Raw genomic sequence first — 20,017 nt, forward strand, 5'->3', positions numbered from 1 at the left:
CGGTCAGGCCGCGGACCGGCGCCGGGTCCAGCGGCTGAGCAGGTCGGGGCCCAGGGTCTCGACCCCGTCCAGATCGAATCGCGGCGCCGCGTCGAGCCGCTCCAGCCCCAGCGCGCCCACCGCCGCGCGCCCCTCCGCGCCCAGCGCCGCGCCGGCCGAAAACCACGCCAGCTCATCCACCAGATCGGCGCGAAGCAGCGCCGCGGCCAGCGTGCCGCCGCCCTCGCACAGCGCCCGGGTCAATCCGCGCCGGCCCAGCAGCGCCAGCGCCGCGTCGAGGTCCAGCCGGCCATTCGCGTCGGCGGCGACGGCCGCCAGCTCCACCCCCAGATCGCGCAGCGCCGCCGCCCGCACGCCGCGGGTGCGCGCCGCGCCCGCCGCATGCAGCAGCAGCACCGGTCGGCGCGCCGCGGCGCGCGCCAGCCGGCTGTCGGGCGCCAGCCGCAGCCCCCCGTCCAGCAGCACCGGCAACGGGGCGCAGGTCTCGAGCCCGGGAAGCCGCACGTCAAGCATCGGATCGTCGGCGCGCAGCGTGGCCGCGCCCACCAGCAGCGCATCCGCCTGCGCGCGCATCAGATGCACGCGCGCGCGGGCCCGCGGTCCGGTGATCCAGCGGCTTTCGCCCGCGGCGGTGGCGATGCGCCCGTCAAGACTGGCCGCGAGCTTCAGCGTCAGCAGCGGCCGCCCCCGGGCTTTCTGCATGAGAAACCCGGCGTTGAGGGCCCGCCCCTGATCCGCCATCACGCCGATGTCGAGCGTGACCCCGGCGGCGCGCAGGCGGTCGAATCCCCGCCCCTGCACGCGGGGATCGGGGTCGCTCATGCAGGCGACCACCCGGGCGACGCCCGCATCCGCCAGCGCGTCGGCGCAGGGCGGGGTGCGGCCGTGATGGGCGCAGGGTTCGAGCGTGACATAGGCGGTGGCGCCGCGCGCGGCGTCCGGGCCGAAGGCGGCCGCGGCCTGGTCCAGCGCCACCCGTTCGCCATGGGGGCGGCCGCCGGGCTGGGTCCAGCCGCGCCCGATCAGCCGTCCGCCGGTCCCCGGTCTTTCCCGGACCAGCACGCAGCCGACGGCGGGGTTGGGCGCCACCCGCCCAAGGCCGCGGCGCCCCAGCGCCAGCGCCAGCCGCATCCAGCGCCGGTCCTCGGCACGCGGCCCGGACCCGGAGTCAGAGCCCGGGGTGCTCACGGATCAGCTCTCCGCGGAGGGATTCGGGCGCAGCTCGGCGACGAAATCCTCGAAATCGTCGGCTTCCTGGAAATTCTTGTAGACCGAGGCGAAACGCACATAGGCGACGGTGTCGATGCGCGCCAGGGTCTCCATGACGATCTGGCCGATGGCGTCCGAAGGCACGTCCGAATCGCCGGTGCTCTCCAGGCGGCGCACGATGCCTGAAATCATCTGGTCGATGCGGTCCGGGTCCAGCGGGCGCTTCTGCAAGGCGATGCGGATCGATCGCGCCAGCTTGTCGCGGTCGAACTCCTCGCGCTTGCCGGTTTTCTTGATCACCGTCAGGTCGCGCAGCTGCACCCGTTCATAGGTGGTGAAACGCCCCGCGCAGGCCGGGCAGTATCGCCGACGCCGGATCGCCACGTGATCCTCGGCCGGACGGCTGTCTTTCACCTGGGTGTCGATGTTTCCGCAAAACGGACAGCGCATCTTGTCCCCCTCCCTCAAAGCGACGCTGCGACTATAGGCGCCCCGCGAGGTGTTGGGTAGGCTCCTGACCGCGTGTCCAGATGTGGGCCGGAATGTGTGGCGATCAGGTCGCGACCCGGCGCCCGGCGGTGGTCTCGCCAAGCGCCGCGCCGGGCGCGATGCGCCAAGCCGTCCCGGCGCAGGCCCTTCGCCTGCGCGGCGGGGCGTCAGCCCCGCGGGAAACGCCGCTGGCGTTTTCGGGACGGCGGGGTCAGGCCGGCGCGGATCAGAGCCCGGCGTAGATCGGATGCGCCCGGCACAGCGCCGTGGCGCGCGCCTTCACCGCCGATTCGACCGCGCCGTTGCCCTCGGGCCCGTTGGCGGCAAGCCCGTCGAGCACCTCGACGATCATCTCCCCGATCTCGCCGAACGCCGCCTCGTCAAAGCCCCTTGTGGTGCCCGCCGGCGTGCCGAGCCGCACCCCGGAGGTCACCGTCGGCTTTTCCGGATCGAAGGGGATGCCGTTCTTGTTGCAGGTGATGTTGGCGCGGCCCAGCGCGGCCTCGGCTTCGTTGCCCTTCACCCCCTTGGGGCGCAGATCCACCAGCATCAGATGCGTGTCGGTGCCGCCGGTGACGATGTCGAGCCCGCCTTTCATCAGTTCCCCGGCCAGCGCCCGGGCGTTCTTGACCACCTGCGCGCAATAGGCGCGGAAATCGGGACGCAGCGCCTCGCCGAAGGCCACCGCCTTGGCGGCGATCACATGCATCAGCGGCCCGCCCTGCAAGCCCGGAAAGATCGCCGAGTTGAACTTCTTCGCCAGCGCCGCGTCGTTGGTCAGGATCATGCCGCCGCGCGGCCCGCGCAGGGTCTTGTGGGTCGTCGTGGTCGCCACGTGGCAATGATCGAGCGGGTTGGGATGCTGGCCGCCCGCCACCAGTCCGGCGAAATGCGCCATGTCCACCATCAGCGTCGCGCCCGCCGCATCGGCGATTTCGCGGAACGCCTTGAAATCGATCTGGCGGGGCACTGCCGATCCGCCGGCGATGATCACCTTGGGCTTGTGGGCTTGCGCCTTGGCCGCCACGTCGTCGTAGTCGATGCGGCTGTCCTGCGGGCGCACCCCGTAATGCACCGCGTTGAACCATTTCCCGGACTGGTTGGGCCGCGCCCCGTGGGTCAGATGCCCGCCCGCGGACAGATCCATGCCCAGAAACGTGTCGCCGGGCTGCATCAGCGCCATGAACGCCGCCTGATTGGCCTGGGATCCCGAATGCGGCTGCACGTTGGCGAAGTCGCAGCCGAACAGTTCGCAGGCCCGGGCGATGGCCAGCGATTCGACCACGTCCACATGCTCGCAGCCGCCGTAGTAGCGCCGCCCCGGATAGCCTTCGGCGTATTTGTTGGTGAGCACCGAGCCCTGGGCCTGCATCACCGCCCGAGACACGATGTTTTCCGAGGCGATCAATTCGATCTCGTCGCGCTGGCGGGTCAGTTCGTCGCTGGCCGCGGCGAACACCGCCGGATCGCGGTCGGCGAGGCTCTGGGCGAAGAAATCGGCTTGGGTCGATGCGGTCATGGCTGGGCTCCTTGAATGCGGGGCGAAAGGCGGCGTCGGCCTGAGCGGCTTGCGCCTGGTGTTTAACGCCCGCGATCCCGCTTGTCTTGGCCCAGTTGCGGCGTTTGCGCCGCCCAATGCGAAGTCAGATCGCCGCAGGACCAAGGTCGCACGGGTCAGGCGGCGGTTGAAGCCGAGCGCCGGGCAGGTCAAACTCGCGCATAACCACGGGGCAGGGCCTGCGGGCAGCAAGGATATCAGGTGGATCAGAGAGTTTCGACCCGGGACGCGGGCCAGTTGGCCGGAATCCGGTTTTGCGCCAGCGACGCGCCCGCCGCGCAGACCGCGCTCAGGGCGCTGGTGGCGCGGTACGGGCAGGTCGCGCGCGAGGAGGCCGACGTGATCGTGGCGCTCGGCGGCGACGGGCTGATGCTCCAGACCCTGCACGAGACCGAAACCGCGCCGATCCCGGTCTACGGCATGCATCGCGGCACCGTCGGATTCCTGATGAACGACTATTCGGAAACCGACCTGCGCGCCCGCCTCGCCGCCGCCGAAGCGGCGCGCATCAACCCGCTGCGCATGATCGCCACCGACGCCAACGGCCGGACCCGCGAGGAACTGGCGATCAACGAGGTGGCGCTGCTGCGCCAGCGCCATCAGGCGGCGAAGATCCAGATCCTCATCGACGGGCGCGAACGACTGGCGGAACTGGTCTGCGACGGGGTGATGGTGGCGACCCCGGCGGGCTCCACCGCCTACAACTATTCCGCGCATGGGCCGATTCTGCCGATCAACGCCGGGATCCTGGCGTTGACCCCGATTTCCGCCTTCCGGCCCCGGCGCTGGCGCGGGGCGCTGCTGGGGCGCACCGCCACGGTGACGTTGAAGGTGATCGACCCCGACAAACGCCCGGTTTCGGCCACCGCCGACAATGTGGAGATGCGCAACGTGACCAGGGTCGAGATCGCCATCGAGCCGAAGATCACCCACACCCTGCTGTTCGACCCCGGCCACGGGCTTGAAGAGCGCCTGATTCTCGAACAATTCGCATGAGCCGCGCCAGGCTCCATCCGGTCGCGCCCCGCAACGTCGCGCCCCATCCGGTCGCGCCCCCTCGGAAGGATAGATCGCCATGTCGCTGAGCGTCGCTGAGCAGGTGCGCTGGTGGTTGATCGGCCTGGCGCTGCTGATCGCCTTCACCTGGTTCCTGTCCGACAGCCTGCTGCCCTATCTGGCCGGGGCGGCGCTGGCCTATTTCCTCGACCCGATCGCCGATCGGCTGGAGCGCGCCGGGCTCGGGCGCATCGCCGCCACCACGGTGATCACGCTGATCATGGCGACGGTGTTCCTGGCGTTTCTGCTGCTGGTGGTCCCGGCGCTGCTGGGGCAGCTGCGCGACCTCGTCGGCCAGATCCCCGCCTATGTGGAGCAGGCGCGCGGCTTCTTCGATCAGCGCTTCCCCGACCAGATCCGCCCGGGATCCATGCTGGACACCGCGCTGGCCAGCCTGCGCGAGAACATCAAATCCTGGAGCGTGACGCTGGTGCAGAGCGCCTGGTCCGGCGGGCTGGCGCTGATCGATTTCGTGATGCTGCTGGTGATCACCCCGGTGGTGGCGTTCTACCTGCTGCTCGACTGGGACCGGATGATCGCCCATATCGACAACTGGGCGCCGCGCGACCACCTGCCGGTGATCCGCAAGCTGGCGCGCGAGGTGAACGCGGCGCTGGCCGGGTTCGTGCGCGGGCAACTGACGGTCTGCGGCATCCTCGGGGCGTTCTATGCGCTGGCGCTGATGGCGGTGGGGCTGGAATTCGGGCTGATGATCGGGCTGTTCGCCGGGCTGATCAGCTTCATTCCGTTCATCGGTTCGATCCTCGGCGGCTTGCTGTCGATCGGCGTGGCGCTGTTCCAGTTCTGGGGCGAGCCGGTCTGGATCGCGGCGGTGGCGGCGATCTTCCTGATCGGGCAGGCGGTGGAGGGCAATTTCCTGACCCCGCGGCTGGTGGGCGGCTCGGTCGGGCTGCATCCGGTCTGGCTGATGTTCGCGCTGTCGGCCTTCGGGTCGCTGATGGGCTTCACCGGCATGCTTGTCGCGGTGCCCACCGCCGCCTGCATCGGGGTGTTTTCCCGCTTTGCGCTGGCCCAATACATGGCCGGGCCGCTTTACAAGGGCGCGATCGGGCGCCGGATCGAGGCGCGCCCGGCGGCGGATCCGCCCGACGGCGCCGGGGGCGCGTCGTGACCGGATCCGGGCCGCCGGGCGCGCCTCGTCAACTGGTGTTCGACCTGCCGACCCGCCCGGCGCGCGGGCGCGCGGATTTCTACGTGTCGGCGGCCAATGGCGAGGCGGTGGCGATGATCGACGGCTGGCGCGACTGGCCCGGCGGGCGGTTGGCGCTGTGCGGGCCCGAGGGCGCCGGCAAGACCCATCTGGCCCATGTCTGGGCCGCCGAAAGCGGCGCCGCGATCATCGCCGCGCGCGACCTTGTCGGCGCCGACCCGGTGGCGCTGGCGGAGGCGGGCGCCGTGGCGGTCGAGGACGCGGACCGGTTGCGCGACGCCGTCGATCCGGCGGCGGCCGAAGCGGCGCTGTTTCATCTGCACAACCGGCTCGGCGCCGCGGGCGGGGCGTTGCTGGTCACCGGGCGCGACGCGCCGGCGCGCTGGGCGATCGCCACGCCGGACCTCGCCTCGCGCCTGCAGGCCATGGCGCTGGCGCGGCTGGCCCCGCCTGACGACGCGCTGTTCCAGGCGCTGATCGAAAAGCTGTTCGCCGACCGGCAGGTGGCGATTCGCCCCTCGGTGGCGCCGTTTCTGGCGCTGCGGCTGGAACGGTCCTTCGCCGCCGCCGAGGCGGCGGTGTCCCTGCTCGACCGCGCGGCCATGGGCCGGCGGCGCGAGATCACCCGCTCCTTCGCCGCCGAGGCCTTGGGCCTGACGCCGGAGGCCGCGCCTGCGGACGCGACGAAGACGGAGAGGGGGCGCGACGAAGACGGGGGATGAGACGATCGCTGGCCCCGCGGCTCGTCCGGGCCGGCGGCGCCGTGCCAAGCCGCGCGCGCCATGATATAGACTCGCGCCAACGACCAACGCCAGGAAGAGCCCCACGCCATGCGAAGCGATTTTCTCAACGAAACCTGCGCCCCGGACCCCGACCACGTCGCGCCCTTCGACCTTGAAAGCCCCGAACGCTTCTTCAATCGCGAACTGTCCTGGATCGCCTTCAACTGGCGGGTGCTGGAGGAGGCCGAGAACCCCAATCACCCGCTGCTGGAACGGGTGCGATTCCTGTCGATCTCGGGGGCCAATCTCGATGAATTCTACACCGTGCGCGTCGCCGGACTGCGCGGGCTGGTGCGCGGCGGGGTGGAGACCCGGTCCCATGACGGGCTCACCGCCGCGCAGCAGCTTGAACGCATCGACGCCGAGGCCCGCGCGCTGATGCAGCGCCAGCAGACCGCCTGGGAGGATCTGCGCGCCGAGATGGCGCGCGAAAGGATCCATGTGCTCAAGCACGAGGACCTGACCGCCGCCGACATCGCGCGGCTGGAGGACTACTTCATCCGCGAGGTGTTCCCGGTGCTGACCCCGCTGGCCATCGACCCGGCGCATCCCTTCCCCTTCATCCCCAACGCCGGCTTTGCGCTGGCGCTGGAATTGCGGCGCATCGTCGACGGAGAACGGCTCGATGCGCTTCTGCCGGTGCCCCAACAGGTGAAGCGCTTCGTGCGACTGGAGGGCGGGCGCCCCGAGGCCATCCGCTTCCTGCCCCTGGAACGGCTGATGCAGCTGTTTCTCGACCGGCTGTTCCCGGGCTACGAGATGACCGGCCACGCCGCCTTCAAGGTGCTGCGCGACAGCGATCTGGAGGTCGAGGAGGAGGCCGAGGACCTGGTGCGCGAATTCGAAACCGCGCTGAAGCGGCGCCGGCGCGGCGAGGTGATCCGCCTGAAGATCGCGGCGGGGGCGCCCACGCGGCTGAAGACCTCGATCGCCGACGAGATGCACGTGGCGCGCGACGAGGTGATCGAGATCGCCGGCGTGATCGGCATCCGCGATCTGAGCGAACTGGTGATCCGCGACCGCCCCGACCTGCTGTTCCCGCCCTACACGCCGCGGGTGCCCGAACGCGTCAAGGACCATAACGGCGACATATTCACCGCCATCCGCCAGAAGGACATGTTGCTGCACCACCCCTATGAAAGCTTTGATTCGGTGGTGGATTTCCTGCGTCAGGCGGCGCGCGACCCCGATGTGGTGGCGATCAAGCAGACCCTGTACCGGACATCCAAGAACAGCCCCATCGTCGCGGCGCTGTGCGAGGCCGCCGAGGACGGCAAGTCGGTCACCGCGCTGATCGAACTGAAGGCGCGCTTCGACGAGGCCGCGAATATCCGCCTGTCGCGCCAGATGGAGCGCGCCGGCGCGCAGGTGGTCTACGGTTTTCTCGACTGGAAGACCCATGCCAAGGCGTCGATGGTGGTGCGGCGCGAAAACGGCGCGCTGGTCACCTACACCCATTGGGGCACCGGCAACTACCACCCGATCACCGCCAACATCTACACCGATCTCAGCCTGTTCAGCTGCGACCCGGCGCTGGGGCGCGACGCGGCGCGGCTGTTCAACTACATCACCGGCTATGCCGAACCGGTGGGGCTGGAAAACGTGCGCCTGTCGCCCAATTCGCTGAAACAGCATCTGCTGGAGGCCCTGGAGCGCGAGATCGGGCACGCCCGCGCCGGGCGCCCGGCGCGGGTCTGGGCCAAGGTCAACGCGCTGGTGGAGCCCTCCCTGATCGACGCGCTCTACCGGGCCTCGCAGGCCGGGGTGCGCATTGATCTGGTGGTGCGCGGCATCTGCGGGCTCAGGCCCGGCGCGCCGGGTCTGTCCGAGAACATCCGGGTCAAATCCGTGGTCGGGCGGTTTCTCGAACATTCGCGCATCGTCTGCTTTGGCAATGGCGGGGATCTGCCCGGCGCCAGCGCCGAGGTCTGGATCTCCTCTGCCGACTGGATGGGGCGCAACCTCAACCGGCGGGTGGAGACCATGGTGCGGATCACCAATGACACGGTGCGCGCCCAGATCCTCGATCAGGTGATGGCCGCCAATCTGCGCGACGAGGCCCAGAGCTGGGTGCTGCAGCCCGACGGCGTCTGGCTGCGCGCCGCCGCGCCGCCCGGCGAGGAGGCGTTCAACTGCCATGAATTCTTCATGCGCTACCCGTCGCTGTCCGGGCGCGGGCGCGCCGGCGCCGAGGACGCGCCGCGCCTGACCCGCCGCCGCACCACGGGATCCGCCGCCGCAGAGGGCGCCGCAGGGGGCGCCGCAGAGGGCGTCGCAGAGGGCGCCGCCGCGCCCGGCCCGGATGCGCTCGCCTCCTGACAAGGCCATTTCGGGGCTTGTCGGGGCTTGTGACGGGACTTGACGGGGCGCGGCGCGCCGTGTCACGGAAAAAAATCGGTTGGCGTTTGGAAGGCGGGCGCGCGACGCCCGGATCAGGACATGGCCCGAGACCCGCGACGCCGGAAAATGCGATCCCGGAAATCCCGCAGCGCGAAATCCGAATCCCGCGGCGCGAAATCCGCCAGTTCCGCCTGTTCGGCCAGGTCCGACGACGACGCCTGGCCGGCGCGCGCATCGCGCCGGCGCGTCGGGGTGGTCGATGTGGGGTCGAATTCCGTGCGCCTGGTGGTGTTCGAGGCCGCGACCCGATCGCCGGCCTATTTCTTCAACGAAAAGGTGCTCTGCGGGCTGGGGCGCGACCTCAACGACACCGGCGCCCTGTCGCCCGAAGGCTGGACCCGCGCCATGGCGGCGATCCGCCGCTTCGCCGCGCTGGCGCGGGGGATGCGGGTCTGCGTGCTCGACGGCGTCGCCACCGCCGCGGTGCGCGAGGCCAGCGACGGCGCGGCGTTCCGCGACGCGGTGGAGGCCGAAACCGGCCTGCGGCTGCGGGTGGCCAGCGGCGCCGACGAGGCGCGGCTGGCGGCGCAGGGGGTGCTGCTGGGCTGGCCCGGCGCCGACGGGCTTGTCGCGGATCTGGGCGGCGCTTCGCTGGAACTGGCCCGGGTCGGCGACGGCCGCGTGGGCATGGGCGCCAGTTTCGCGCTCGGTCCGCTGCGTCTGGCGGGGCTGGATGCGAAAGACGGCGCCAAGGCCATAGACCGGCGCGTCGACGCGGAACTGGATGCGGCGGGCAAGCTGCTCGGGGCCAGGGGCGGCGTGCTGTATCTGGTGGGCGGCGCCTGGCGGGCGCTGGCCAAGATTCACATGGCTCGCGCCGGGCACCCCATCCAGGTGCTGCACGAATACGAACTGCCCGCCGAGGAGATGCTGGCGCTGGCCGACGAGATCGCCGAACAGACCCCCGACGCGCTGTGCGCCGAGGTCAACGCCTCGCAAGCGCGTCTGGCGGTGATGCCGCTGGGGGCGCGGGTGCTGGCGCGGCTGATCCGCATGGCGGCGCCCGGGCGGGTTGCGATCTCGGCTTTCGGACTGCGCGAGGGGGTGCTGTTCGAACACCTGTCCGAAGCGCGCAGGGCCGAGGATCCGCTGTTGTCCGCCGCGCTGGCCATGGAGCGCCACAGCGCCCGTTTTCCCGGCTTCGGGCAGGAGCTGACCGAGTGGATCTGGCCGCTGTTCCCGGGGGCCCCGAAATCGCGGCGCCGGCTGATCGAGGCCGCCTGCCTGCTCAACGACGTGAGCTGGAACAGCCATCCCGACTATCGCGATCAGGCCTGTTTCGAAACCGTCTACCGCGCCAACCTGTCGGGCGTCGGCCATGGCGAGCGCGCCTTCATCGGCGCCGCCCTGCGCCACCGCTACAAATCCTCGGGCAAGCAACGCAGCTGGGGGCGGGCGCTGGACCTGCTGAGCGACGCCGATCAGGCCGAGGCGCGGATGCTGGGCCGCGCGATCCGGCTCGGGGCCATGCTGTCGGGCTCGACGCCCGGCGTGCTGCCCGCGACGGCGCTGGCGCCGGATGCCGCGACGCTGCGCTTGCGGCTTGGCCCGGAGGTTGCGGAACTGGCGGGGGAAATCGTCGAAAAGCGGCTCGCGGCGCTGGCCGACTGCCTTGGGGTCGCGCCGTCGCTGGACCTGGATTGAAGTCGGGCGAGGGGGGCGGCGCAAGATAGCGCCGCGCGGCGTCCCGAAAACAGAACGGCTCGCGAAATCGCGAGCCGCCCCCCCTAGACTTGAGCCTTGTTATCGGCGTCTGAACACTAGCAAGCCCTCGCCTTATCGCAAGCCATGCGTGCATTCGCGCCGGATCAACGGGCCATTTGGCGATGCGTCGCCGCGCCGCGGCGGTTTTTGCAATCGCGCACTGGACCACAGATTGCCTTGCGGCGTGTGGTTAACCAAGCGTTCGCGCATAAGTAGATCCTCGGGACTCGCCTCGCCGGTGATTCGCGCTGGGGCGGCAATTTGATTCGTCCGGGCAATGGCCGCGCCGCTCCGGGCGGCCCCGGCCATTGCGCGGGCGCGCCGCATCCCCTACACCGGCATTCCAAGCCAACCGCCGCGGGCGGCCGCGCCGGGCGGCCCTCGCGACAGTCGAGAGATGAGCCGCATGCGCCTGAGCCGCTACTTCCTGCCCGTCCTGAAGGAGACCCCCGCCGAGGCGCAGATCGCCTCGCACCGGCTGATGCTGCGCGCGGGCATGATCAAGCAGGCCAGCGCCGGGATCTATTCCTGGCTGCCCATGGGCTTCAAGGTGCTGCGCCGGCTGGAAAACATCGTGCATGAGGAACAGCAGCGCGCCGGGCACATGCCCATGCTGATGCCGACGCTGCAGCCCGCCGAACTGTGGCGCGAAAGCGGGCGCTACGACGCCTACGGGCCGGAGATGCTGCGCATCCGCGACCGCCATGGCCGGGACATGCTTTACGGTCCCACCAACGAGGAGATGATCACCGACATCTTCCGCGCCAACGTCACCAGCTACAAGCAGCTGCCGCTGACGCTGTATCACATCCAGTGGAAATTCCGCGACGAGGTGCGCCCCCGATTCGGGGTGATGCGCGGGCGCGAGTTTCTGATGAAGGACGGCTACAATTTCGACCTGACCAAGGCCGACGCGCTGCACGCCTACAACCGGCATCTGGTGACCTATCTGCGCACCTATGAGCGCATGGGCCTGAAAGCCATTCCCATGCGCGCCGACAGCGGCCCCATCGGCGGCGACGACACCCATGAATTCCTGGTGCTTGCCGACACCGGCGAGAGCGAGGTGTTCTATGACAGCGCCGTCAGCGACCTGACGCTGGGCGACCGGGAGGTGGATTACGACGATCGCGCCGAACTGGAGGCGATCAAGGCCGAGTGGACCACCCCCTATGCGCGCACCGACGAGACCCATGATCCGGCGCTGTTCGACGCGGTTCCCGAGGATCGCCGCCGGGTGGCGCGCGGCATCGAGGTGGGCCAGATCTTTTACTTCGGCACCAAGTATTCGGAGTCCATGGGCGCCGAGGTGGTCGATGGCGCGGGCCTGCGCAGGCCGGTGCACATGGGGTCGCACGGCATCGGCGTCAGCCGGCTGGTGGGGGCGCTGATCGAGGCCAATCATGACGACAAGGGCATCATCTGGCCCGAGGGCGTGACGCCGTTCGGGGCCGGGATCGTCAATCTCCGTCAAGGCGACGCGGCGGTGGACGCCGCCTGCGAGACCCTCTACGCGCAGCTGCGCGCCGCCGGGGTCGATCCGCTTTACGACGATCGCAGCGAGCGGGCGGGGGCGAAATTCGCCGCCATGGACCTGATCGGCCTGCCCTGGCGCGTCACCGTCGGCCCGCGCGGGCTGAAGAACGGCCTGGTCGAGCTGACCGAGCGGCGCAGCGGCGACTGCGAGGAGATGACCCCCGACGCGGCGGTGGCGCGGCTGGCGGCGATCTTTCTCAACGTCTGACTTTTTCGGGGGCGAGCGGCCTCCGGGGCCTTCGAGGCCCCATCGGCCGCGTCTCCCTGCCGGGAGACGGGCGCCCGGGGCACACGGGGTTGCGCAAGGGAACGGGATGGGCAAGTCGGGTGCTGACAAGGCGGGTGGGCGTTCAGGCGCGGGGGGCGCGCCGCCTTTCGCCGGCTTCGAGTGGATGATCGCCTGGCGCTACATGCGCGCGCGCCGCCGCGAGGGCGGGATCTCGGTGATCGTCTGGTACGCGCTGGCCGGGATCGCGCTGGCGGTGGGCACGCTGATCGTGGTCATGGCGGTGATGGGCGGTTTTCGCGCCGAGTTCACCAGCCGCATTCTCGGCGCCGAGGGGCACATAAAGATCTATCCGGCGGTCGTCTATGACAGCGGCCGGGCGCTGCGGGACCTGAAGGCGTATGACGCCGTCGCGGCGCGGGTGGGCGCGGTGCCCGGGGTGATCCGGGCCGCGCCGATGATCGAATCCCAGGTTCTGGCCAGCCGCGCGCAGCGCAACGCCGGGGTGGTGGCGCGGGGCATCCGGCTGGCGGATCTGCGCGACCTGCCCTGGATCGCCGAACCCGAGGCCGCGGCGGGTTCGCTCGACGATTTCGACAAGGGGGTGGCGATCGGCGAGGGCGTGGCGCGCGAGCTTGGCGTGCGGGTCGGCGACGATCTGCTGCTGATCCTGCCCAACGGGCTGGCGACGCCGTTTGGCATGGCCCCCAAGCAGCAGACCTTTCGCGTGGTCTACGTGTTTCGCATCGGGCGCGCCGACGTGGACAAGACCCGGCTCTACATGCCGTTCGACCGGGCGCAGGATTTCTTCAACCGCGACGGCGTCGCCGATCTGGTGGAGGCGCTGGTGGCGCGGCCGCACGAACTGGGCAGCCGCGCCGATCCCGGGGCGCTGGATCTGGCCATCGCCGCCGCCGCCGGGCCGGGCACGCTGGTCTGGTCCTGGAAGGACGCCAACGGCGCCTTCCTGTCGGCGCTGGATCTGGAGCGCGCCACCATGTTCATGATCCTGTCCATGGTGGTCCTGATCGCCGCGCTGAACATCGTGTCCGGCCTGGTGATGCTGGTGAAGAACAAGGGCCGCGACATCGGCATCCTGCGCACCATGGGCCTGACGCAGGGCTCGGTGCAGCGCATCTTCTTCATCTGCGGCGCCGGGATCGGCATCGCCGGCACCGTGATCGGGGTGGTCCTCGGGGTGCTGTTCGTGATCTACATCGACCCGATTTTCGACGTTGTGAACTATTTCGCCGGCGGCGGGGTGTGGAACCCCGAGGTGCGGATGCTGACCCGCTTTCCGGCCGAACTGAAGCTGTGGGACGTGGGGCGCATCGTGGCGCTGGCCCTGGGGCTGAGCTTTCTGGTCACCATCTTTCCGGCGCGCCGGGCGGCCCGGCTCGATCCGGTGGAGGCGCTGCGTTATGAATGAGGCCGCGACCCTGCGCCTCAGCGGCGTCACCCGGGCCTACGGCAAGGGCGGGCCGGGCGAGGTGACGGTGCTGCGCGGCGTCGATCTGGTCATCGCGCCGGGCGAGGTGGTGGCGCTGGTCGCGCCCTCGGGCGCCGGCAAATCGACGCTGCTGCACATCGCCGGGCTGCTGGACCAGCCTGACGGCGGCGAGGTGGAGATCAACGGGCGCGCGGCCTCGGGGCTTGGCGACCGGGCGCGCACCCGCATCCGGCGCGACGAGGTCGGCTTCGTCTATCAGTTCCATCATCTGATGCAGGAATTCTCGGCGCTCGAGAACGTCATGCTGGCGCAACTGGCCGCCGGGCGCGGGCGGCGGGCGGCGGCGGCGCGGGCGCGCGATCTTCTCGAGGCCGTGGGCCTGTCGGCGCGCGCCGATCACCGGCCGGCCGAGCTGTCGGGGGGCGAGGCGCAGCGGGTGGCGATCTGCCGGGGATTGGCCAATCGCCCGCGTCTGCTGCTCGCCGACGAGCCCACCGGCAATCTGGATCCCGAGACCGCGGCCATGGTCTTTGATCTGCTGCTGGGGCTGGCGCGCGACGAGGGGCTGGGGGCGCTGATCGCCACCCATAATCTGGATCTGGCCGGGCGCATGGACCGGGTGGTCCGGCTGCGAGGCGGCGCGCTGGTCTGACGCCGGGTTCGCGCGCGCAGACCGGGAAAACCGGATCCGGACCGCCCCCATGACGGTCGCCGGCGGCGAAACCGATTGCTGACGAGAGGCGCGCATGGGCGGATCCGGTCCGCCGACGGGGGGCGGCGGCGGCGGCGAATAATGGGGGGGCGTTTTCGCCGCGCATGCGGACGCTGCAGCTCTTGATGGGTTCGGCGATGGTCTTGACCTTCTGCTCGCCGGCGAAGTCGAAGCCGACGGCCAGCTGCTTGTGGGTGAGCGCGCGCACCGTGCCCGACACCATGATGCCGCCCGGCGCCGCCAGCCCCTGCAGCCGCGCGGCCACATTGACCCCGTCGCCGTAGAGGTCGCCGCCGTCCAACAGCACGTCGCCCAGATTGACGCCGATGCGGAACCACATCTGCTTTTCCGCCGGCAGGTCGCGGTTTTCCGCCGAGATCGCGTCCTGCACATCCACTGCGCAGCGCACCGCCTCCACCACCGAGGGGAATTCGGCGATCACCATGTCGCCCCAGGTGTTCGCCTGGCGCCCGTCGCGTTGCTGGAACAGGCCGGCCATGATCGCGCGACAGCGGTTGAGCCGCTTCAGGGTCCCGGCCTCGTCGGTCTCCATCAATCCGCTGAACTGCACGCCGTCGGCGCAGAAAATCGTGGTGAGCTTGCGCTTCAAATGCCTCGTCCCGCTGACGGGCGCGCCCGGCGAACTCAAACGCCCGCCCGACTGCGCGGCGGCCGGGCGGGGCTGATCGCCGCTTTCGTCGCCGGCCGCCTTGCCGGGCGGCGCGGCTGCGCCGATATCGGTGTCAGTCGGGGTCAGTCGGGGTCGCGGTCCAGCAGGCCGGTGCGCACCAGCAGCCCGGCCGCCGCCGCGCCCAGCAACGGCGCGACGATGAACAGCCACAGCTGCGCCATGGCCTGCCCGCCGACCAGCAGCGCGGGGCCGAAGCTGCGCGCCGGATTCACCGACACGCCGGTGACCCTGATGCCCACCAGATGGATGACCACCAGGCTGAGACCGATGGCCAGCCCGGCCATGGCCGCCGGCGCCCCGGTCTGGGTGGATCCGAGAATCACCAGCAGAAACAGGAATGTGGCGACGGTTTCAAACACGAAGGCCGCGGCCATTCCGTAGCCGCCGCCATAGCCCGCGCCCCAGCCGTTCTGCCCCAGCCCGTCCACGGCGATGTCGTAGGCCTCGATCCGCCCCGACACGATCAGCGTCAGCACGATGGCCCCGGCGAGGCCGCCGAGAAACTGCGCGATGACATAAGACAGCAGATCGCCGACGGGCATGCGCCCGGCAAGAAACGCCCCAAGCGACACCGCCGGGTTGATGTGACAGCCCGAGACCGGCCCGATGGCGTAGGCCATGGCGATCAGCGCGAAGCCGAAGGCGAACGCGATGCCGAGCGTGCCGTATTCGCCGCCCGCGATCGCCGCAGCGCCGCAGCCGAGGAACACCAAAGTAAAAGTTCCGATGAATTCTGCGAGGGGTTTCTTCATGACGTTATTTTCCTGATCTGGATGAAATCCGCGTTCAGGATCGGTCAGTAATCCCGGATCGCGACCAAATAGCGACGGGATTGCGTCAGCCGCGCCGCACCGATGACCGGCGTCAAAACCGGCGCGGGGCCGCTTGGTCTCTGGGCCGCTGGCTCAGCCCGCCGCGGCGATCACCTCCGCCGCGCGGCGCATGGTGCGCATGTTGGCCGGGCGCTGGCGCAGGCGGGCGATGTAGTCGGCGACCGGGCCCTCGGGCAGGGGCCAGTTCAGCAGCAGCTTGGCCCAGCCGGCGCAATGGCCGATCAGCAGGTCGGGCACGGTGAACTCATCGCCCATGACATAGGGCTTGTCGCCGAGCCGCCGTTCCAGCCCGCGCATGGCGTGGTCGAATTCGAAGCGGCAGCTTTCGATCACAGCCGGAACGCGCAGATTCTCGGGCAGAATGTGCAGGTGCTTGGTCGCGGTCCACAGCGCGCCTTCGATCTCGTCGACGCAGAACTGGGTGCAGGCGTCCTGCCTGGCGCGGGCGATGGCGCCGGCCGGGGCGGTGCACTGGCCGTGGGCGTCGGCGAGATACTGCACGATGGCCACCGAATCGATCAGCGTTTCGCCATCCACCTGCAGCGCCGGGATCTTGCCGAAGGGGTTGGCGGCGCGCGCGGCCTCGGATTGCGGGGGGGCGGCGGCGATCTCGTAGTCCTGCCCGAGTTCCTCGAGCATCAACATCACGCGCAGGGCGCGGCTGCGAGGGTGGCCGATGATCTTGTAGGCGGGCATCGCGGGGCTCCTGATCGAGGATCGTCGCCCCCAGACCTGCGGCGCGGCGCGATGGAGTCAAGCGCGACGTGGGGTCAGCCCGCAAAGGGGGCGGGAGATGGGCGCACCCGGCAGCGGGCGCGGCGCCGGGATGAGCGGCGGCCGTCCGCATGGGGGCATGGGGGCGGGCGGTGAAGGGGGGCGTCAGGTCGGCGCGCCGTCGCCCCCCCCGTCGCTGGCCCGCGCGTCGCCCCCCCCGTCGCTGGCCCGCGCGGCGCGCAACGCCAGCAGCCGGTCGATGGCGGCGTTCAGCCCGGCGGCCTCGTCGGGGGTCAGGGCGGCGACCAGCTCGGCCTCGAAATCCAGCGCGCGGGGGGTGATCCGCGCCATCAGGCGGCGCCCCTTCGCGGTCAGCGACAGCGACACCAGCCGCTTGTCGCCGGCATCCTCCGCCTTTATCACCAGCCCCGCCTGCACCAGCCGCGCGGCGCTGCGCGACACCTTGGACTTGTCCATCATCACCCGCGCGTGGATCTCGCGCACCGACACCCGGTCGTTCTGCGTGAGATGCGCCAGCACCCGCCATTCGGCAATCGAGATGCCGTGCTCGGCCCCGTATATCCGCGACAGGTCGCCGCTGACCGCGCTGGCGAGCACGGCGAGCCGGTAGGGCAGAAATCGGTCCAGATCGAAGCTTGACATTCGTTTCATTTGCAATGACACAGGGCGTGGACAGACCATGCTCGCAATTTGGCAGCGGCGCAAGCGCGCCGAGGAGGAGTGTCGCCGTGAACAAGCAAACCCAGCCCTCGACCGTCATCCAGGCCCCGTCCCCCACCGGCCCCAACACCGGCTACATGCCCGGTTTCGGCAATGACTTCGAAACCGAGGCGCTGCCCGGCGCGCTGCCCCAGGGGCGCAATTCACCCCAGAAATGCGAATACGGGCTTTATGCCGAACAGCTGTCCGGCACGCCCTTCACCGCGCCCCGGGACCAGAACGAACGCACCTGGTGCTATCGCATCCGCCCGTCGGTGAAACACGTGGCGCGGTTTTCGCGCATCGACCTGCCGTACTGGAAATCCGCGCCCTGCATCGACGATCACATCCAGTCGCTGGGCCAGTATCGCTGGGACCCGGCGCCCGACACCGGCGAGGCGCAGACCTTTCTCACCGGCATGCGCACCATGACCACCGCGGGCGACGTGAACACCCAGGTGGGGCTGGCGGTGCACACCTATCTCGCCAACGCCGACATGGAGGACGAATATTTCTATTCCGCGGATTCGGAGTTCATGGTCATCCCCCAGACCGGCGCCGTCGAGATTTTCACCGAGCTGGGCATCATGCATGTGCAGCCGCTGGAGATCGCCATCCTGCCCCGCGGCATGATTTTCAAGGTGACCCTGCCCGACGGCCCGTCGCGCGGCTTCGTCTGCGAAAACTACGGCGCCAAGTTCACGCTGCCGGGCAGGGGGCCGATCGGCGCCAACTGCCTGGCCAATCCGCGCGACTTCAAGACCCCGGTGGCGGCGTTCGAGGACAAGGAAACCCGCTCGCGGGTCATCATCAAGTGGTGCGGCCAGTTCCACGAAACCTTCGTCGGGCAAAGCCCGCTGGACGTGGTGGCCTGGCACGGCAACTACGCGCCGTGCAAATACGACCTGCGCACGTTCTCGCCCGTGGGCGCGCTGATGTTCGACCATCCCGACCCGTCGATCTTCACCGTGCTGACCGCGCCCTCGGGCGTCGAGGGCACCGCCAACATCGATTTCGTGATCTTCCCCGAACGCTGGCTGCCGGCCGAGGACACCTTCCGCCCGCCCTGGTATCACAAGAACATCATGTCCGAGCTGATGGGCAACATCTACGGAATCTACGACGCCAAGCCAGAGGGCTTCGTGCCCGGCGGCATTTCGCTGCACAACATGATGATCCCCCATGGCCCGGATCCGCAGGCCTTCGAGCACGCCTCGAACGAACCCATGACCCCGACGCGGCTGTCCAACACCATGTCCTTCATGATCGAGACCCGCTTCCCCCAGCATCTGACCCGCTACGCCGCGCATGAAGCGCCGCTTCAGGACGACTACGTGGAATGCTGGGAGGGGCTGGAAAAGAAATTCGACGGCGCCCCCGGGCGCAAGTAGGCTGCGCCCGGCGCGCCCCGGCGCGCGCCGTCTTTCGTCAAGCGCGGCCCCGTTGCGGCGGGGCCGGCCTCGCCTCGCAAGGAAGTCCAAATGTCCGATCTGAAAAGCTGGGTGGAAAGCGCCAACACGCCGCAAACCCATTTCCCCATCCAGAACCTGCCCTACGGGGTGTTCTCGGTCGCCGACGAACCCCCGCGCTGCTGCGTCGCCATCGGCGACATGGCGCTGGACCTCGCCGCGCTCGAAGACTCCGGGCTGATCGAGCCGAGCGAGGCGGCCTATGTCTTCGACATGCCCTTCCTCAATGATTTCATGGAACTGGGCGCCCCGGTCTGGAACGCCATCCGCGCCCGGCTCACGGATTTGCTGCGCGACGGCGGCGACCGGGCGCTGCGCGACAATGCCGAGCTGCGCGCCGCCGCGCTGGTCCCGCTGGCCGAGGCCACGCTGCACATGCCGTTCGGGGTCTCGGAATTCACCGATTTCTATTCGGGCCGCAACCACGCGCAAAACGTCGGCGAGATGTTTCGCGGCAAGGACAACGCCCTGCCGCCGAACTGGCTGCACATCCCCATCGCCTATAACGGCCGCGCCTCGACGGTGGTGGTCAGCGGCGCCGAGATCCGCCGCCCGCTGGGCCAGCTGAAGCCGCCCGCCGCCGACGCGCCGCATTTCGGCCCCTGCAAGCGGCTCGACATCGAACTGGAGATGGGAACCGTGATCGGGACCGGCAACGCCATGGGCGCGCCCGTCACCGTGCAGGAAGCCGATGACATGATCTTTGGGTATGTCATCCTCAACGACTGGTCGGCGCGCGACATTCAGGCCTGGGAATACCAGCCGCTGGGGCCGTTTCAGGCCAAGGTGTTCGCGACCACGATCAGCCCCTGGGTGGTGACCAAGGCGGCGCTTGAACCCTTTCGCAGCGCCACGCCGGAGCGCGAGGTCCCGCTGCTGCCCTATCTGCGCGAACCCCGCCCCATGGGCTATGACATCAGGCTCGAAATCGCCATGGCGCCGGACGGAAAGCCCGCCACCACCATTGCCCGCACCAACATGAATCAGCTGTATTATTCCCCGGCGCAGCAGCTTTGCCACCACGCCATCGGCGGCTGCGAGATGTGCACCGGCGACCTGTTGGGCTCGGGCACCATATCCGGCCCGACGAAGGCCGAGCGCGGCTCGCTGCTGGAACTGACCTGGGGCGGCAAGGACCCGCTGACGCTCGACGGCGGCGAGACCCGGACCTTCATCGAGGACGGCGACGTCATGACCCTCACCGGCTACGCGCAGGGCGACGGCCACCGCATCGGTTTCGGCGAATGCGTCGGAAAGATCACCCCGGCGCTCGACGCCGCCAAATGGGAGTCCTGAG

16 protein-coding genes and 1 pseudogene are annotated in these 20,017 nt (G+C 69.8%); 10 read left to right on the forward strand and 7 right to left on the reverse strand.

The features are described 5' to 3' along the window. Positions 1–3: 3 nt before the first annotated feature. The 3 genes from ribD to glyA all read right to left on the reverse strand — a co-directional run bounded on the left by ribD (position 4) and on the right by glyA (position 3,217). Positions 4–1,188: a bifunctional diaminohydroxyphosphoribosylaminopyrimidine deaminase/5-amino-6-(5-phosphoribosylamino)uracil reductase RibD gene (gene ribD / locus AC1HC7_RS04600; RefSeq protein WP_479495906.1), complete on the reverse strand. Its 1,185-nt coding sequence runs from the start codon at positions 1,186–1,188 to the stop codon at positions 4–6. A gap of 3 nt (positions 1,189–1,191) precedes the next feature. Then, a complete protein-coding gene (gene nrdR / locus AC1HC7_RS04605) occupies positions 1,192–1,659 on the reverse strand; it encodes a transcriptional regulator NrdR (protein ID WP_479495907.1) in 468 nt (155 codons plus the stop codon). A gap of 265 nt (positions 1,660–1,924) precedes the next feature. Further along, on the reverse strand, positions 1,925–3,217 hold the full coding sequence (gene glyA, locus AC1HC7_RS04610) for a serine hydroxymethyltransferase (protein ID WP_479495908.1): 1,293 nt from the start codon (positions 3,215–3,217) through the stop codon (positions 1,925–1,927). 240 nt (positions 3,218–3,457) lie between these two features. Here glyA and AC1HC7_RS04615 point away from each other — a divergent pair, with 240 nt between their 5' ends. From AC1HC7_RS04615 to AC1HC7_RS04650, 8 genes are all read left to right on the forward strand, one after another. Continuing rightward, entirely contained in the window at positions 3,458–4,252 is a 795-nt protein-coding gene (locus tag AC1HC7_RS04615; protein ID WP_479495909.1) for an NAD kinase, read from the forward strand. Positions 4,253–4,331: 79 nt separating this feature from the next. After that, the gene (locus tag AC1HC7_RS04620; protein ID WP_479495910.1) at positions 4,332–5,444 is read left to right on the forward strand and encodes an AI-2E family transporter; all 1,113 of its coding nucleotides are present in this window, start codon (positions 4,332–4,334) and stop codon (positions 5,442–5,444) included. Then, positions 5,441–6,205 (forward strand): P-loop NTPase family protein, encoded by a 765-nt coding sequence (locus AC1HC7_RS04625; RefSeq protein WP_479495911.1) that lies wholly within the window; start codon positions 5,441–5,443, stop codon positions 6,203–6,205. The genes AC1HC7_RS04620 and AC1HC7_RS04625 overlap by 4 nt, the downstream gene beginning before the upstream one ends. Positions 6,206–6,313: 108 nt before the next feature. Continuing rightward, the gene (locus AC1HC7_RS04630; RefSeq protein ID WP_479495912.1) at positions 6,314–8,584 is read left to right on the forward strand and encodes an RNA degradosome polyphosphate kinase; all 2,271 of its coding nucleotides are present in this window, start codon (positions 6,314–6,316) and stop codon (positions 8,582–8,584) included. 120 nt (positions 8,585–8,704) lie between these two features. Then, entirely contained in the window at positions 8,705–10,309 is a 1,605-nt protein-coding gene (locus tag AC1HC7_RS04635; protein WP_479495913.1) for a Ppx/GppA phosphatase family protein, read from the forward strand. 466 nt (positions 10,310–10,775) lie between these two features. Then, on the forward strand, positions 10,776–12,113 hold the full coding sequence (gene proS, locus AC1HC7_RS04640; RefSeq protein WP_479496122.1) for a proline--tRNA ligase: 1,338 nt from the start codon (positions 10,776–10,778) through the stop codon (positions 12,111–12,113). A gap of 184 nt (positions 12,114–12,297) precedes the next feature. After that, a complete protein-coding gene (locus AC1HC7_RS04645) occupies positions 12,298–13,560 on the forward strand; it encodes a lipoprotein-releasing ABC transporter permease subunit (RefSeq protein WP_479495914.1) in 1,263 nt (420 codons plus the stop codon). Then, entirely contained in the window at positions 13,553–14,233 is a 681-nt protein-coding gene (locus AC1HC7_RS04650) for an ABC transporter ATP-binding protein (protein WP_479495915.1), read from the forward strand. The genes AC1HC7_RS04645 and AC1HC7_RS04650 overlap by 8 nt, the downstream gene beginning before the upstream one ends. 262 nt (positions 14,234–14,495) lie before the next feature. On the opposite strand, the pseudogene AC1HC7_RS04655 reads toward AC1HC7_RS04650, so the two are convergent. The 4 genes and pseudogenes from AC1HC7_RS04655 to AC1HC7_RS04670 all read right to left on the reverse strand — a co-directional run. After that, positions 14,496–14,846, reverse strand: a pseudogene (locus AC1HC7_RS04655) (adenylate/guanylate cyclase domain-containing protein); the annotation flags it as partial. Between the two features lie 200 nt (positions 14,847–15,046). Next, the gene (locus AC1HC7_RS04660; protein WP_479498731.1) at positions 15,047–15,736 is read right to left on the reverse strand and encodes an aquaporin; all 690 of its coding nucleotides are present in this window, start codon (positions 15,734–15,736) and stop codon (positions 15,047–15,049) included. Positions 15,737–15,889: 153 nt separating this feature from the next. After that, entirely contained in the window at positions 15,890–16,513 is a 624-nt protein-coding gene (locus AC1HC7_RS04665) for a glutathione S-transferase family protein (RefSeq protein WP_479495917.1), read from the reverse strand. 183 nt (positions 16,514–16,696) lie between these two features. Further along, positions 16,697–17,194 carry a MarR family winged helix-turn-helix transcriptional regulator gene (locus tag AC1HC7_RS04670; RefSeq protein WP_479498732.1) on the reverse strand — a complete coding sequence of 166 codons (498 nt, stop codon included), beginning with the start codon at positions 17,192–17,194 and terminating at the stop codon, positions 16,697–16,699. An 86-nt stretch (positions 17,195–17,280) separates the two neighbouring features. Between AC1HC7_RS04670 and hmgA the strand changes: the two genes are divergently transcribed. Beyond that, positions 17,281–18,642 carry a homogentisate 1,2-dioxygenase gene (gene hmgA / locus AC1HC7_RS04675; protein ID WP_479495919.1) on the forward strand — a complete coding sequence of 454 codons (1,362 nt, stop codon included), beginning with the start codon at positions 17,281–17,283 and terminating at the stop codon, positions 18,640–18,642. Between the two features lie 90 nt (positions 18,643–18,732). Then, the gene (gene fahA, locus AC1HC7_RS04680) at positions 18,733–20,016 is read left to right on the forward strand and encodes a fumarylacetoacetase (protein ID WP_479495920.1); all 1,284 of its coding nucleotides are present in this window, start codon (positions 18,733–18,735) and stop codon (positions 20,014–20,016) included. Position 20,017: the final 1 nt, after the last annotated feature.

The sequence above is a fragment of the Oceanicella sp. genome (genome assembly GCF_056449545.1).

Bases quoted from the DNA above. Each gene is read 5' to 3' on its own strand.
- nrdR (WP_479495907.1), bottom strand. From the start codon at position 1,659: ATGCGCTGTCCGTTTTGCGGAAACATCGACACCCAGGTGAAAGACAGC.
- glyA (WP_479495908.1), bottom strand. From the start codon at position 3,217: ATGACCGCATCGACCCAAGCCGATTTCTTCGCCCAGAGCCTCGCCGAC.
- AC1HC7_RS04620 (WP_479495910.1), top strand. From the start codon at position 4,332: ATGTCGCTGAGCGTCGCTGAGCAGGTGCGCTGGTGGTTGATCGGCCTG.
- AC1HC7_RS04630 (WP_479495912.1), top strand. From the start codon at position 6,314: ATGCGAAGCGATTTTCTCAACGAAACCTGCGCCCCGGACCCCGACCAC.
- AC1HC7_RS04635 (WP_479495913.1), top strand. From the start codon at position 8,705: ATGGCCCGAGACCCGCGACGCCGGAAAATGCGATCCCGGAAATCCCGC.
- proS (WP_479496122.1), top strand. From the start codon at position 10,776: ATGCGCCTGAGCCGCTACTTCCTGCCCGTCCTGAAGGAGACCCCCGCC.
- AC1HC7_RS04645 (WP_479495914.1), top strand. From the start codon at position 12,298: ATGATCGCCTGGCGCTACATGCGCGCGCGCCGCCGCGAGGGCGGGATC.
- AC1HC7_RS04650 (WP_479495915.1), top strand. From the start codon at position 13,553: ATGAATGAGGCCGCGACCCTGCGCCTCAGCGGCGTCACCCGGGCCTAC.
- AC1HC7_RS04660 (WP_479498731.1), bottom strand. From the start codon at position 15,736: ATGAAGAAACCCCTCGCAGAATTCATCGGAACTTTTACTTTGGTGTTC.
- AC1HC7_RS04665 (WP_479495917.1), bottom strand. From the start codon at position 16,513: ATGCCCGCCTACAAGATCATCGGCCACCCTCGCAGCCGCGCCCTGCGC.
- AC1HC7_RS04670 (WP_479498732.1), bottom strand. From the start codon at position 17,194: ATGTCAAGCTTCGATCTGGACCGATTTCTGCCCTACCGGCTCGCCGTG.
- fahA (WP_479495920.1), top strand. From the start codon at position 18,733: ATGTCCGATCTGAAAAGCTGGGTGGAAAGCGCCAACACGCCGCAAACC.